The organism is Methylococcus sp. S1M, assembly GCF_051295855.1.
Taxonomy (GTDB): Bacteria; Pseudomonadota; Gammaproteobacteria; order Methylococcales; family Methylococcaceae; genus Methylococcus; species Methylococcus capsulatus.
This window is the reverse complement of sequence record NZ_JBPDXO010000003.1, coordinates 38,427-52,795: the sequence shown is the minus strand read 5'-3', so window position 1 is coordinate 52,795 and position 14,369 is coordinate 38,427. Positions and strand designations below refer to the sequence as shown.

The window sequence follows — 14,369 nt, the reverse complement described above, 5'->3', positions numbered from 1 at the left end:
TGGAGTCTGAACATGAGTCAGAATGCAGAAAAAGTCCTAGACCACTTCAACCTGTTCCGCGAACCGGAATACATCAATCTGTTCGAGAGCAAGCGTAAAGAATTCGAGTTCATGCCGCCCGACCAGCAGGTCGAGGAAGTGCGTGAATGGGCCAAGACCGAGGAATACAAGGAAAAGAACTTCGCCCGCGAAGCGCTCGTGGTCAACCCCGCCAAGGCCTGTCAGCCGCTGGGCGCGGTCTTCGCGGCCGTCGGTTTCGAAGGCACCATCCCCTTTGTCCACGGCTCCCAGGGATGTGTGGCGTATTACCGTTCGCATTTCAGCCGGCACTTCAAGGAGCCGACCTCCTGCGTGTCTTCGTCCATGACCGAGGACGCGGCGGTGTTCGGCGGTCTGAACAACATGATCGACGGCCTGGCCAACACCTACAACATGTACAAGCCGAAGATGATCGCGGTTTCCACCACCTGCATGGCGGAAGTGATCGGCGACGACCTGAACGCTTTCATCAAGACCTCGAAGGAAAAGGGCAGCATTCCGGCCGATTTCGACGTTCCGTTCGCCCATACGCCGGCCTTCGTCGGCAGCCACATCACCGGCTACGACAACGTCATGAAAGGCATCCTGCAGCACTTCTGGGACGGCAAGTCCGGCACCGTCGAGCCGCTGGTGCGCCAGCCCAATGAATCCATCAATTTCCTCGGTGGTTTCGATGGCTACACGGTAGGCAATCTGCGGGAAATCAAGCGTATCTTCAATCTGTTCGGCATCGACTACACCATCATCGGCGACAACAGCGACGTGTGGGACACCCCCACCGACGGCGAGTTCCGCATGTACGACGGCGGCACCACCCTGGAGCAGGCGGCCAACGCGCTGCACGCCAAGGCCACGATATCCATGCAGGAGTTCTGCACGGAGAAGACGCTTCCGTTCATCGCCGAGCATGGCCAGGAAGTCGTCGCTCTGAATCACCCGATCGGCGTGAAGGGGACCGACAGGTTCCTGATGGAAATCTCGCGCCTGACCGGCAAACCGATTCCGGTGGAGCTGGAGAAGGAACGCGGCCGTCTAGTGGATGCCATCGCCGATTCCACCGCCCATATCCATGGTCAGAAGTTCGCCATCTACGGCGATCCCGATCTGTGCTACGGCTTGGCGGAGTTCCTGTTGGAACTGGGCGCGGAGCCGACCCATGTCCTTGCCACCAACGGTGGCAAGGCCTGGGAAACCAAGATGCAGGCACTGTTCGATTCGTCGCCGTTCGGCAAGAACTGCAAGGTCTACCCCGGCCGTGACCTGTGGCACATGCGCTCGCTGCTGTTCACCGAGCCGGTCGATTTCCTGATCGGCAACACCTACGGCAAATATCTGGAGCGCGACACCGGCACGCCGTTGATCCGCATCGGCTTCCCGATCTTCGATCGCCACCACAAGCACCGTTATCCGGTGTGGGGCTATCAAGGCGGCCTGAATGTTCTGGTCTGGATTCTCGATCGCATGTTCGAGGCGATCGATGCCAACACCAACATTCCCGCCAAAACCGACTACAGCTTCGACATCATTCGCTGAGTCGCGGCACGTAGGTCTTTTCCTCCTGTCCGCGCGAGTGCCCCCTTCACCCGCGCGGCAGGCCGGAAAAGGTCCGTTCGCAAGCCATCGCTCTGCCCTCTGTCCGGCTGGACAGTGCCATGGCAGCAGTCACGGTAAATACTTCACAAAAAGTGTGGTTATTTTCGATACAATGCCTTGTGGGCGCGGGATTCGTCCCGCCCGCCCGGATTTCCTTCCAACTGGTCGATCAAGGACAACAACATGGCTAACGTGACTTTTTCCTCCCCGCTCTTGCCGAAGGACGTCACCGTCTACGCAGTGGCCGGCGATACCCACACCCTCCTCAAGGTGGCGCAGAAGAATAAGATTCCCCTGCCCTTCGAGTGCGAGGACGGCAACTGCGGCTCCTGCGTGATGGAGGTGGTGTCGCTGTCGGACAAGCCCTTCATGGCGCAGGACCTCACTGAGAAGGAGCGTGCCACCCTGGTGGCGGCGGGCAAACTCTCCAAGGCGGAGATCGAGGAAGCGGTCGTCAACGACAGGCCGCCGCGCTATCGCCTGGCCTGCCAGTACATCGTCCGCGACGAAGACATCCTGGTCCGGTTCAGCGGTGAGCCCGGCGTCGTCTGAGTACAGTGACGTTATTCGTCGGCAACGCCGGTGGTTTGTCCGCCGGCGTATCCTCCGTCTGACCCGGAATTTGCGGACCACTTCGGACCACACCGTCGCTCCGAGATAAACCGGATCGCCTCGTCACAAACGTCTTCCTCGTCTTCGCAGGGAGATCACAGCCCGCATTCCCCCTGCGCGGTCGGGGGGCTCCCTCGCATCCCAGGGGTGTCTTCGGCGGGCCCCCATGTTTTAGGCATTTCCCCGTTTTTTTGCTCGGTCGCTTCAATCGAACCGCGGTTACTCGACTTGTGCGTTTTCTTACATCGCTCGTTCGGTTTGTTGACAAGGCAACAGCCAGCGTCGTGACCGGGGTTCGGAAATCGGCACGAAATCAATTGGATGCACGGATGGCACATCCTCTGCATGACTGAGGTACGTGCAGTCGCGGAGGTGGGGTATGAGCAGCTTATCGAGCAAGATTCAGGACGTCTTCAACGAGCCGGGTTGCGGCAAGAACCAGGGCAAGTCCGAGAAGGAACGCAAGAAGGGCTGCACCAAGCAACTCCAGCCCGGCGGGGCCGCCGGCGGCTGCGCCTTCGACGGCGCCAAGATCGCCCTGCAGCCGATCACCGACGTGGCCCATCTGGTCCACGGCCCCATCGCTTGCGAAGGCAATTCCTGGGACAACCGCGGCTCCAAGTCATCCGGCTCCAATCTCTGGCGCACCGGTTTCACCACCGACATCAACGAGACCGACGTGGTGTTCGGCGGCGAGAAGCGGCTGTACAAGTCGATCAAGGAGATCGTCGAGAAATACGACCCGCCCGCGGTATTCGTCTACCAGACCTGCGTGCCGGCGATGATAGGCGACGACATCGACGCGGTCTGCAAGGCCGCCTCGAAGAAATTCAACAAGCCGGTGATCCCGGTCAACTCGCCCGGCTTCGTCGGCCCCAAAAACCTGGGCAACAAGCTGGCGGGCGAAGCCATCCTCGACCATGTCATCGGTACCGAGGAGCCTTCCTACACCACGCCTTACGACATCAACATCATCGGCGAATACAACCTGTCCGGCGAGCTATGGCAGGTGAAGCCGCTGCTGGACGAGCTCGGCATCCGCATCCTGTGCTGCATCTCCGGCGATGCCAAATACCGCGACGTGGCCTGTTCGCACCGGGCCCGGGCGGCGATGATGGTCTGCTCCAAATCGATGATCAACATCGCCCGCAAGATGGAGGAGCGCTATGGCATCCCCTTCTTCGAGGGTTCTTTCTACGGCATCGGCGACACCAGCGACGCCTTGCGCGAGATTGCGCGGCTGCTGATCGAGCGGGGCGCGCCGGCGGAGCTGATGGAGCGCACCGAAGCCCTGATAGCCCGTGAGGAAGCCCGGGCCTGGGCCGCGATCGAACCGTACAAGAAGCGCCTGACCGGCAAGAAGGTGCTGCTCATCACCGGCGGCGTGAAATCCTGGTCCGTGGTGGCCGCGTTGCAGGAAAGCGGCATGGAGGTGGTCGGCACCAGCGTGAAGAAATCGACCAAGGAAGACAAGGAGCGCATCAAGGAAATCATGGGCGAGGACGCCCACATGATCGACGACATGACGCCGCGCGAAATGTACAAGATGCTCAAGGAGGCCAAGGCCGACATCATGCTGTCCGGCGGCCGCTCCCAGTTCGTGGCTCTGAAGGCCAAGATGCCCTGGCTGGACATCAACCAGGAGCGTCATCACGCCTACATGGGCTATGTGGGCATGGTGGAACTGGTCAAGGAAATCGACAAGGCGCTGTTCAATCCGGTTTGGGAACAGGTGAGGAAGCGCGCACCGTGGGAGGAAACCACCTGGGAAGAGCGGGCCGACGCGGCTCTCGCCGCCGAAGCCGCCGCGTTGGCCGCCGATCCGGAGCTGGCCAAGGCGCAGCGCCGCGCCGCCCGCATCTGCAAGTGCAAGGCGGTGGACCGCGGCGCCATCGAGGACGCCATCCTCGCGTACGGGCTGGAAAGCGTCGAAGCGGTCACCGAGCGTACCCACGCGGGCAGCGGCTGCACCGGTTGCACCGGAACGATCGCCGGCATCCTCGACGGCATCGAAGACTGGCGACCGGCTCCCTCGGCTGAACCGGCAAAACGGGCAGCGTGAGGCGGCCATGGCCAAGGTCACCCATTCGCAGAAATCCTGCACGGTCAACCCGCTGAAAATGAGCCAGCCGATCGGTAGCGCGCTGGCCTTCATGGGACTGAAGAACTGCATGCCCCTGTTCCATGGCTCGCAGGGCTGCACCTCGTTCGGCCTGGTGCTGTTCGTGCGCCATTTCAAGGAAGCCATCCCGCTGCAGACTACGGCCATGAGCGAGGTCGCCACGGTGCTCGGCGGCCTGGAAAACGTGGAGCAGGCCATCCTCACCATCGCCAACCGGCAGAGGCCTGCCATCATCGGCATCTCCTCCACCGGGGTGACCGAAACCAAGGGCGATGACGTCGACGGATACCTCAAGCTGATCCGAGAAAAGCACCCCGAGCTGGATCACATCAAACTGGTGTACGTCTCCACGCCGGATTTCAAGGATGCGTTCCAGGACGGCTGGGCCAAGACCGTGACCCGGATGGTCGAGCAACTGGTCGAACCGGTACCGGCCGATACCGTGCGCGATCCGGCAAAGGTAAACCTGTTGCCGGGCGCCCATGTGACGCCGGGTGATCTGGACGAACTGCGCGACCTGATCGAGGCCTTCGGGCTGGAGCCGGTGATCCTGCCCGATCTGTCGGGATCGCTGGATGGGCATGTGCCCGACGATTTCACTCCCACCACCATCGGCGGCATCTCGCTGGAAGAGATCGCCGGCATGGGACGCTCGCGCCATACCATCGCGGTGGGCGAGCAGATGCGGCCTGCCGCCGGGGCGCTGGAGAAAAAGACCGGCGTTCCGTACACCCTGTTCGACCGCCTCACCGGGCTCGAAGCCAATGACGGATTCATCGCTCTGCTGGCGGGTCTGAGCGGCCGGCCGGTGCCGAACAAGATCAAGCGCCAGCGCAGTCAGCTGGTCGATGCCATGCTGGACGGGCATTTCCATTTCGGCGGCAAGCGCATCGCCATCGGCGCCGAACCGGACCTGTTGTGGACGCTGAGTGGCTGGTTCCATGAAATGGGCGCCGAGGTCGCGGCGGCGGTGACCACCACCGAATCGCCGTTGCTGGAGCGCATCGCGACCGACGAGGTGCTGCTCGGCGACCTGGAAGATCTGGAGGCGCGTGCCGCCGGGTGCGATCTGCTGGTCACGCATTCCCACGGCCGGCAGGCGGCGGAGCGGCTGGCGATCCCGTTCTACCGCATCGGCATCCCGATGTTCGACCGCCTGGGGGCGGCGCACCAGACCATCGTCGGCTACCGGGGGACCCGCGATCTAATTTTCGAGATCGGTAACTTGTTCATTGCCAGCGGCCACGAGCCCACCCCTGAAACCTGGGCTTATCCTGAGGAAACGGGACATGTTGGCGAGAAGACGCTTGCGGCTCATTAAAGCCCCAGACGTATCGGACGAATCGTTTAATCGCGGAGGAAGCATGAAAGTCGCATTCGCTACCCAGGACCTCAAGCGTGTCGATGCCCACTTCGGCTGGGCCAAGAACATCGCCGTCTACGAGCTTTCCGCCGAAGGCGCGGACTTCGTCGAGGCGATCCAGTTCGAAGGCGACCTGCAGGAAGACGGCAACGAGGACAAGCTGGCGCCCAAGCTCGAGGCCATCAGGGACTGCGCCATCCTCTACGTGGCCGCCATCGGCGGCTCCGGGGCGGCGCGGGTCGTGGCTCAGGGCATCCATCCGATCAAGGTGCCCCAGCCGGAACCGATCGCCGAGCTGCTGGACAAACTGCGGGATGTCCTCCGCGGCAACCCGCCGCCCTGGCTGCGCAAGGTGCTGGCGAAGGAAAACAAGGGTCGGGAACGTTCATTCGATTTTGAAGACGACGAAGAGGTGCAACATGGCTGAAGCAGCCAAAGTCATGGCGGAAGTCCCCGCCTCGCCGATGGAATCGGCGTTCATCAAGGAGCTGGTCAAACAGTGGCGAGCCCAGGATTCGTACGGAACCTGGGAGGGCAAGAGCGACGAGCAGTTGCTCGATCCGTACATCTTGGACAAAGAGAAGCGCGCGTCGATTCCCATCATCGGCGATCCCGATCCGGAAACCTTGTGGCGGCTGGAGCTGTTTTACAACGCCGTGGGCCTTTCGATCGAGCGTGCCACCAAGGTGATGGTCACCCCGATGATGAAGATGTCCCATGAAGGTTTCGGCCGCATGGTCCTGATCGCCGGTCGGCTGATCGTGGTCAACAAGCAGCTGCGGGACGTGCACCGCTTTGGCTTCCCTTCCATGGAGAAGCTGGCCGAGGAGGGCGAAAAGCTGGTGAATGCCGGTGTCGAAATGATCCGCCGCTATCCCGATGTGGCGAATTACAGTTGATCGGAGGTTCGTCGATGAGTGAAGGAGCAGAAGAACTGAAGGCCAAACTGAAGAAACTCAACGCCCAGGCCACGGCGCTCAAAATGGACCTGCACGATCTGGCGGAGGACTTGCCCACCGGCTGGAACAGGATCATGGAAGTCGCCGAAAAGACCTATGAGGCATACCGCCAGCTCGATGAATTCCGTAAGAGCACGGCCAGTTAGGAGTCAAATCATGAGTGAATTTTCCGTGACCCTCCCCAGTGGGAAAGTCTGGGTGCCGAAGTTCGTCGGCGAGATAAACCAGGACAAGTGCATCGGCTGCGGGCGCTGCTACAAGGTCTGCGGGCGTGAGGTGCTGGAAATGGTCGGCATCAACGAAGATGGCGAAGCGGTCGCCATAAGCGCCGGCGAGGACGATGACGACGACGAGTACGACAAGAAGGTGATGTCGATCGCCAATGCCGACAACTGCATAGGCTGCGAGTCCTGCGCCAAGATCTGCCCCAAGCAGTGCTACACTCACGTACCCTTGGCGGCTTGATCCAGGGTTTGTGAGGCGTGTTTTTCATTGGTGCCGGGGAGGGAGGAGCATGCTGGCCAGAAACGGCGTTTTCAGCCATGACCCCTTGCTGGCTTATGCCGAGAATCCGAGCGAGCCGTTGACTCTCGCGTTCGCATCGGCCATAGAATTGGCGCGCAGTTCATCCAGGCTGGCAGGCCGCGGCTGCTTCGGCCTCGATCCCGCCGAATTCTGCACGCTGCTCGACCGCTATTTTCCCGGCGCGCGCGGCGTTTACGTCAAGCCGGCGGGCGGAGCGGGGCGGGCGCCGGCCGATGAGTTCGACTCCCTCCTGGGCCTGCTGCTCGAACATTGTCGCGGCGACGCCGTGGAATCCCGCTGGCTTGCGCATGCCATCGCCGCCTGCTGCATGGGCGACGACCACCTGTGGCAGGATATGGGTTTGGCAGACCGGAAGACGCTCTCGGATCTCCTGGCGCGCCATTTCCCCGCGCTGTACGCTCGCAACGACGGCGGCATGCGCTGGAAAAAATTCTTCTACAAGCAGCTCTGCGAGCGCGAAGGTGCCCATGTCTGCCGGTCGCCGACCTGTGCGGAGTGCGACGAATATGCGAACTGTTTCGGACCGGAGGAGGATGATGCATGGCAGCCGGTGAAGCGTTGAAGGGACAGATGCCGGGGTGCGCCGCCTTGAATGCGCCCGCCGAATGGGTGGATTTTCTGGACCGCCGTGGCGCGCCCGGCGGTGAAGGCGCGGAACTGGCGCTGGGGGGCGACCTCGTCGTGGATCTGTCCCATTTCGGGCTGATCGAAGTCAAGGGCGAGGAGGCCGGCAAGTTCCTGGGCAGCATGCTGACCGGCGACGTGCGCCTGGTGTCGGAGACCCAGGGCCAGTTCACCAGCTGGTGCGACGGCAAGGGAAGGATCCAGGCGACGTTCTGGCTGTTCAAGCGGGGGGGCGCCTATTACCTGTTGCTGCCGGAGGCGCTGCTGCCCGGCGTGATCACACGGCTGAAGATGTTCCTCCTGCGCACCAAGGCGACCATCACCGATGCCAGCGGTACGCTGGCCCGGATCGGCCTGTCTGGCGCCGGGATCGCCGACACGCTGGGCTCGGCCTTGCCGGAGCCACGCGGCGGTACCATGTCGGTCGGCGACTGCACATTGCTCGCCCTGGGTGGCGAACCCAGGCCGCGCTGGCTGGCCGTCGGTACTCCCCCGGCCGTGAGCGCGCTTTGGAACAAGGCTGCGCCGTCGGCCCGGCCCGCGGGAGCGGGTGCTTGGGCCTTGCTGGATATACTGGCCGGTATTCCTTACATCACCACCGAGACGGCCGGCGAGTTCATCCCTCAGATGCTGGACCTCGAAGCGCTCGGTGGTCTGAGCTACAAAAAAGGCTGTTACCCCGGACAGGAGGTGATCGCCCGGTTGCATTACCGGGGCCAACTCAAGCGCAAGGTCTTCCTGGCTCATGCCGACTGTCCGGAGGTTCCCGCACCGGGCACCCGGCTCCATCGGCCGGGGTTCGACGAAAGCGTCGGTCTCGTGGTCTCGGCGGCGAAGGATGGCCGAGAGTATCCGGTCACCATGCTCGCCGTGGTCGTGCTCGAACAAAAGGCGCAGGGGGGCATCCGCCTCGGCAGTGCCGACGGTCCATTGCTGGTGTTCGCCGACCAGGACGATGAGCCGCCGCTTTCCGACGCCGGCTGCTGAGGCGGCGAGGTCCCGTGATTTTCACGTTGATCCTGAACGAAAGGACAATGCCATGCGACGTAAACCCTATGAACTGAAAGTCGAAGTCAAGGCCGTCTATCTGCGGGAGCACTCCCGGCCCGATGCTCATCAGTACACCTTCGCCTACACCGTGACCATGGAGAACACCGGCACCGTTCCCGCCAAGCTCCTGGGACGGCGCTGGATCATCACCGATGCCAACGGCAAGACGGTGGAGGTGGTCGGGGAGGGCGTCGTCGGCGAGCATCCTTATCTCCGCCCCGGCGAGGCCTTCGAGTACACCAGCGCCGCGACCATCGCCACCCCGGTCGGCAGTATGCACGGCAGCTATCAGCTGATCGCCGACGACGGGATGCCGTTCGAGGCGCCCATCGCCGCGTTCAGCCTCGCAATCCCGCGCCGGCTGCACTGAATCTCCCACAGGACGAGGACGAATCCGATGAACTTCGTGAAGGGCGGGTACGGCATGGATTACGCGACGAGGGCCGCCGGCGGACTGGTTCCGGTGGTGATCGAGCAGTCGGCGCGCGGCGAGCGTGCCTTCGACATTTATTCGCGGCTGCTGAAAGAGCGCGTGATTTTTCTGGTGGGCCAGGTCGAGGACTACATGGCCAATCTGGTGATCGCGCAGTTGCTGTTCCTGGAATCGGAGAATCCCGACAAGGACATACATCTCTACATCAACTCCCCCGGCGGGCTGGTGACGGCGGGACTGGCGATTTACGACACCATGCAGTTCATCAAGCCGGACGTCAGCACCCTCTGTGTCGGCCAGGCCGCCAGCATGGGGGCGCTGCTGCTGGCCGGAGGCGCGGCCGGCAAGCGCTACTGCCTGCCGCATTCGCGGATCATGATTCACCAGCCGCTGGGGGGATTCCAGGGGCAGGCCTCGGACATCGACATTCATGCCCGGGAGATTCTGGCGGTGCGCGACCGCCTCAACAAGATTCTCGCCCATCACACCGGCCAGCCCATCGAGAAGATCCAGATCGACACCGATCGCGACAACTTCATGGGCGGAAACGACGCGGTCGAATACGGCCTGATCGATAAAGTACTCGTGAGTCGCGCATCCGGCGCGGCCTGAGCGGCCGCGATCCGGCGCACGGCCCACCAGTCAATGGGTGAGTGACAGCCAAACACCGTTCCCAACCCGGGGAGTCAAGCGCCATGAACGAAGACAGGAAAAACAGAGAGTCCGGCAAGCTGCTGTATTGCTCGTTCTGCGGCAAGAGTCAGCACGAGGTAAGGAAACTCATCGCAGGCCCCGCCGTGTTCGTCTGCGACGAATGCGTAGAGCTGTGCAATGACATCATCCGCGAGGAGTTGCAGGGCAGCGAGGCGGGGTGCGTGGAGGGCCTTCCCAAGCCGAAGGAAATGAAGGCGATTCTGGACCAATACGTCATCGGCCAGGAGAAGGCCAAGCGCATCCTCTCGGTCGCCGTGTACAACCATTACAAGCGCCTCAAGGCCAGAACCTTCAGGAACGATGTGGAGCTGGCCAAGAGCAACGTCCTCCTGATCGGTCCGACCGGTTCCGGGAAGACTCTGCTGGCCGAGACCCTGGCGCGGGTGCTGGACGTTCCCTTCACCATCGCCGACGCCACCACCCTCACCGAAGCCGGGTACGTCGGCGAGGACGTCGAGAACATCATCCAGAAGCTCCTGTTGGCCTGCGATTACGACGTGGAAAAGGCCGAGCAGGGGATCGTCTACATCGACGAGATCGACAAGATTTCCCGCAAGGCCGACAGCCCATCCATCACCCGCGACGTGTCCGGGGAAGGCGTGCAGCAAGCCCTGCTCAAATTGATGGAGGGCACCGTCGCTTCGGTGCCGCCGCAGGGTGGGCGCAAGCATCCACAGCAGGAGTTCCTGCAGGTCAACACCGCCAACATCCTGTTCATCTGCGGCGGCGCCTTTGCCGGCCTCGACAAGACCATACGCTCCCGTTCGGAAAGGAGCGGCATCGGCTTTTCCGCCGAGGTAAAAAGCAAGGAGGAAAACACCAATGTCGGGGAGATCCTGGCGGGCGTCGAGGCCGAGGATCTGATCCGCTACGGTCTGATACCGGAGTTCATCGGCCGCCTGCCAGTCGTGGCGACGCTCGAGGAACTCGACGAAGCGGCACTGGTCAGCATCCTGACCGAGCCGAAAAACGCCCTCGTCAAGCAGTACGCCCGGCTGTTCGAAATGGAAGGCTGCGAGCTGGAAATCCTGCCGGAGGCCCTCGGAGCCATCGCCCGGCGCGCCATGGAGCGCAAGACTGGCGCGCGCGGCCTGCGGACCATCATCGAACATGCACTGCTCGATACCATGTACGAATTACCTTCTGCCGAGGATGTCGAGAAGGTCGTGATCGACGCGAAGGTGATCCGTGGCGAAGCCGAGCCTCATAGGGTGTACCGCAGCGTAGAGAGGCAGCGCGTTTCGGCCTAGCGGGCCGGCAATGGAAGAAAGGCCAGGGCGACCTGGCCTTTCATTTTCCTAGGGTGGTGTCGTATTCGGGTGTAAGATGTCACCCCCGCAGGCTGGGTTGAATCTACGACGTCGAACGATATCTCCCGATGAGCGCGAATCCCATTGACTCCTTCATTCCTGAAGATATCCGGACGCTCCATGAGATCCATAATTATCGCAATGCGGCGCAAGTGCTGGCGACGGGTTGTCCGGAGGAGTTTCACGAAATCATCGATGCGCTGAGCGCCTTTCGGCTGAGCCTGGCCGACATTCGCAAGCCGGGTGGTAATGAGTCGGACATACCGAAGCGGGTTTCCGGGCTGCTGCGCGCCAAAGGCTGGATGGAAACGCGGATCAAGGGCGATCTTCTCATTACCAAGGTGGCAGGATCGGGCGGAAAAGTCCTCGGATTGGAGGACGATGGCGAGGGAGATGAGGGAGACGCACTCGACGGAATCGTGTCGCGTTCGATCTGGAATGGAACAGCAAGGACCGGACGTTCGATCGTGATCTCCATGCTTTCCGCGCGTTCCATGAGTGCGATTCGATCGACGCGGCGGTTCTTCTGACGCGCAGCGCTTCGCTCAATACGGTTTTCGAAAAATTGGGTCCGGAGTTGGATCGCGACGGAAATCCCAGGCTCGACGGCAAAGGCCGGCCCAAACTCATCAAGTCCAAATACGGCGCCAGCACGACATGGATGGGCAAGCTGCCGTACCGGCTGAATGCCGGACGGCACGGCGGTTGCCCGGTCTTGGCCGTTGGCATTACACCCAAGCTTATAACGGACTGGGAAGAATATGACAGAGAACACGCTTGATCCCGCCGCCGATTTGCTCGAGCGCCTCGGCGACAAACGTTTCAGGACGATCCTCGCCGATCCGCCGTGGCAGTTTCAGAACCGCACGGGCAAAATGGCGCCGGAGCACAAGCGCCTGAACCGTTACGGCACGATGAGCCTCGAGGCAATCGCGGGATTACCGGTGGAGCGGCTAACGGCCGACACAGCGCACCTGTATCTGTGGGTGCCGAATGCCCTGCTGCTGGAGGGTCTGAAGGTCATGGAGGCCTGGGGATTCACCTACAAGACCAATCTCGTCTGGCACAAGATCCGCAAAGACGGTGGTCCGGATGGCCGAGGCGTCGGATTTTATTTCCGGAACGTCACGGAGCTGGTGCTGTTCGGCGTGCGCGGGAAAAATGCGCGTACTCTGGCGGCGGGCCGTCGCCAGGTGAATTTCTTGGCTACCCGGAAGCGCGAACACTCGCGAAAGCCCGATGAGATGTACGGCATCATCGAGGCGTGCAGTCCGGGACCGTATCTGGAACTGTTCGCACGAGGTGCGCGGGATCGGTGGTCGGTGTGGGGTAACGAGGCGGACGAAAACTATTACCCGAGATGGAACACCTATGCCAACCACTCGCAGGCCGAAATCTGCCCCTTTGAATGAGGCCAGGCGGAAGCAGCGCGCTCGGTAATGTAGCGTTCACCAGTTCGGTGCATTCCGTCGGTTTGTCGCAAACCTGACAACGGGGCGCTCGTCGGGTCGTCTTGACCCTCCAGCCCTTCCCAATCCGTACCATACCGGTCCTGTTTGCCGGGCCGGTCCTTCCGCGAAGGATGCCCCGCCGGTTTGCCCGGTCCGCCCTTGTCGAAAACGAGACAAACCCCGGAGTCTCCGTATTCGACCAAAACACCGCAAAATCAAAAGGCTATGTGTTTGTCCGGGAGTGGCCCGGCGTTTGCTAGATAGAGGTCAAGGCAAACCGCCCGTCCCTCTGGCGAACTCGGAGAACAGCCAATGAAGCTACCGGTCTATCTCGATTACTCGGCTACGACGCCGGTCGACCCACGTGTTGCCGAGAAGATGATTCCATTCCTGACGGAAAACTTCGGCAACCCTGCCAGCCGCTCCCATACCTTCGGCTGGACCGCCGAACAGGCGGTGGAGAACGCGCGGGAGGAAGTGGCGAAGCTGGTCAACGCCGATCCCCGGGAAATCGTCTGGACCTCCGGCGCGACCGAGTCGGACAACCTCGCCATCAAGGGTGCGGCCGAGTTCTACCAGACCAAAGGCCGTCATCTGATCACCGTGAAGACCGAACACAAGGCGGTGCTCGATACCATGCGTGAGCTGGAGTCGTCCGGTTTCGAGGTTACCTATCTCGAGCCGATGGCCAACGGTCTCCTGGATCTGGACGCCTTCAGGGCGGCGATCCGGCCCGACACCGTGCTGGCTTCGGTAATGCAGGTCAACAACGAGATAGGGGTGATTCAGGACATCGCGGCGATCGGGCGGATCTGCCGGGAACACGGCGTGATCTTCCACGTCGATGCCGCCCAGGCCACTGGCAAGGTCGAGATCGATCTGGAGCAGCTGCCGGTCGATCTCATGTCTTTCTCCGCCCACAAGACTTATGGTCCCAAGGGCATCGGCGCCCTCTACGTGCGCCGCAAGCCGCGCATCCGGCTCAAGGCACAGATGCACGGCGGTGGCCATGAGCGGGGTCTGCGCTCCGGCACCCTCGCCACGCACCAGATCGTCGGCATGGGGGAAGCCTTCCGCATCGCCCGCGAGGAGATGGCGGCGGAGAACGAACGCATCCGTCGGCTGCGTGACAGGCTGCTGGCCGGTCTCGCGGACATGGAAGAGGTGTTCATCAACGGCGATCTGGAACAGCGGGTGCCGCACAACCTGAACATCAGCTTCAACTACGTGGAGGGTGAGTCCTTGATGATGGCCATCAAGGACCTGGCGGTGTCCAGTGGTTCGGCCTGTACCTCGGCCAGCCTCGAGCCTTCCTATGTGCTGCGTGCTTTGGGCCGCAGTGATGAGCTGGCCCACAGCTCGATCCGCTTCACTCTGGGCCGCTATACCACGGCGGAGGACGTGGATTTCGCCATCTCCCTGATCAAGGACAAGGTCGCTCGCCTGCGCGAGATCTCACCCCTGTGGGAGATGTACAAGGACGGGATCGACCTCAACACCGTTCAGTGGGCCGCCGCGCATTAGACACGCCCCACCTTCTTCACCATCCAATC

Annotated in this window: 17 protein-coding genes; all 17 read left to right on the top strand. The window is 62.0% G+C overall.

The genetic code is table 11. The features are described from left to right. Positions 1-12 precede the first annotated feature (12 nt). A complete protein-coding gene (gene nifK / locus ACSHWJ_RS06675) occupies positions 13-1,572 on the top strand; it encodes a nitrogenase molybdenum-iron protein subunit beta (protein ID WP_010959596.1) in 1,560 nt (519 codons plus the stop codon). 243 nt (positions 1,573-1,815) lie between these two features. Next, positions 1,816-2,184, top strand: coding sequence for a 2Fe-2S iron-sulfur cluster-binding protein (locus ACSHWJ_RS06670; RefSeq protein WP_010959597.1), 369 nt, complete (start codon positions 1,816-1,818; stop codon positions 2,182-2,184). Positions 2,185-2,623: 439 nt separating this feature from the next. Further along, the gene (nifE, locus tag ACSHWJ_RS06665; RefSeq protein WP_282213615.1) at positions 2,624-4,306 is read left to right on the top strand and encodes a nitrogenase iron-molybdenum cofactor biosynthesis protein NifE; all 1,683 of its coding nucleotides are present in this window, start codon (positions 2,624-2,626) and stop codon (positions 4,304-4,306) included. Positions 4,307-4,313: 7 nt separating this feature from the next. Next, the gene (gene nifN / locus ACSHWJ_RS06660; RefSeq protein ID WP_218800805.1) at positions 4,314-5,687 is read left to right on the top strand and encodes a nitrogenase iron-molybdenum cofactor biosynthesis protein NifN; all 1,374 of its coding nucleotides are present in this window, start codon (positions 4,314-4,316) and stop codon (positions 5,685-5,687) included. Between the two features lie 43 nt (positions 5,688-5,730). Next, entirely contained in the window at positions 5,731-6,156 is a 426-nt protein-coding gene (gene nifX / locus ACSHWJ_RS06655; RefSeq protein ID WP_017366065.1) for a nitrogen fixation protein NifX, read from the top strand. Next, positions 6,149-6,628 carry a NifX-associated nitrogen fixation protein gene (locus tag ACSHWJ_RS06650; RefSeq protein ID WP_017366066.1) on the top strand — a complete coding sequence of 160 codons (480 nt, stop codon included), beginning with the start codon at positions 6,149-6,151 and terminating at the stop codon, positions 6,626-6,628. The genes nifX and ACSHWJ_RS06650 overlap by 8 nt, the downstream gene beginning before the upstream one ends. A gap of 14 nt (positions 6,629-6,642) precedes the next feature. Next, the gene (locus tag ACSHWJ_RS06645) at positions 6,643-6,834 is read left to right on the top strand and encodes a CCE_0567 family metalloprotein (RefSeq protein ID WP_010959602.1); all 192 of its coding nucleotides are present in this window, start codon (positions 6,643-6,645) and stop codon (positions 6,832-6,834) included. A gap of 10 nt (positions 6,835-6,844) precedes the next feature. Further along, positions 6,845-7,153 carry a ferredoxin III, nif-specific gene (fdxB, locus tag ACSHWJ_RS06640; RefSeq protein WP_010959603.1) on the top strand — a complete coding sequence of 103 codons (309 nt, stop codon included), beginning with the start codon at positions 6,845-6,847 and terminating at the stop codon, positions 7,151-7,153. A gap of 49 nt (positions 7,154-7,202) precedes the next feature. After that, positions 7,203-7,796 (top strand): nitrogen fixation protein NifQ, encoded by a 594-nt coding sequence (locus ACSHWJ_RS06635; RefSeq protein ID WP_432539519.1) that lies wholly within the window; start codon positions 7,203-7,205, stop codon positions 7,794-7,796. Next, positions 7,775-8,845, top strand: a complete 1,071-nt coding sequence (gene ygfZ / locus ACSHWJ_RS06630; RefSeq protein WP_282213613.1) for a CAF17-like 4Fe-4S cluster assembly/insertion protein YgfZ — start codon at positions 7,775-7,777, stop codon at positions 8,843-8,845. Before ACSHWJ_RS06635 ends, ygfZ begins: the two co-directional genes overlap by 22 nt. Before the next feature lie 52 nt (positions 8,846-8,897). Then, the gene (apaG, locus tag ACSHWJ_RS06625) at positions 8,898-9,278 is read left to right on the top strand and encodes a Co2+/Mg2+ efflux protein ApaG (protein WP_010959606.1); all 381 of its coding nucleotides are present in this window, start codon (positions 8,898-8,900) and stop codon (positions 9,276-9,278) included. A gap of 54 nt (positions 9,279-9,332) precedes the next feature. Next, complete coding sequence (gene clpP / locus ACSHWJ_RS06620; protein ID WP_010959607.1) at positions 9,333-9,953, top strand: ATP-dependent Clp endopeptidase proteolytic subunit ClpP; 621 nt, start codon at positions 9,333-9,335, stop codon at positions 9,951-9,953. A gap of 83 nt (positions 9,954-10,036) precedes the next feature. Then, positions 10,037-11,305: an ATP-dependent Clp protease ATP-binding subunit ClpX gene (clpX, locus tag ACSHWJ_RS06615; RefSeq protein ID WP_026597564.1), complete on the top strand. Its 1,269-nt coding sequence runs from the start codon at positions 10,037-10,039 to the stop codon at positions 11,303-11,305. Positions 11,306-11,433: 128 nt separating this feature from the next. Beyond that, on the top strand, positions 11,434-11,895 hold the full coding sequence (locus tag ACSHWJ_RS06610; protein ID WP_432539518.1) for a BglII/BstYI family type II restriction endonuclease: 462 nt from the start codon (positions 11,434-11,436) through the stop codon (positions 11,893-11,895). Further along, the gene (locus ACSHWJ_RS06605; protein WP_432539649.1) at positions 11,799-12,146 is read left to right on the top strand and encodes a BglII/BstYI family type II restriction endonuclease; all 348 of its coding nucleotides are present in this window, start codon (positions 11,799-11,801) and stop codon (positions 12,144-12,146) included. Before ACSHWJ_RS06610 ends, ACSHWJ_RS06605 begins: the two co-directional genes overlap by 97 nt. Beyond that, positions 12,127-12,777, top strand: a complete 651-nt coding sequence (locus ACSHWJ_RS06600) for an MT-A70 family methyltransferase (RefSeq protein ID WP_017364718.1) — start codon at positions 12,127-12,129, stop codon at positions 12,775-12,777. The genes ACSHWJ_RS06605 and ACSHWJ_RS06600 overlap by 20 nt, the downstream gene beginning before the upstream one ends. 351 nt (positions 12,778-13,128) lie before the next feature. Then, positions 13,129-14,340, top strand: coding sequence for an IscS subfamily cysteine desulfurase (locus ACSHWJ_RS06595; protein WP_017364717.1), 1,212 nt, complete (start codon positions 13,129-13,131; stop codon positions 14,338-14,340). Positions 14,341-14,369 lie beyond the last annotated feature (29 nt).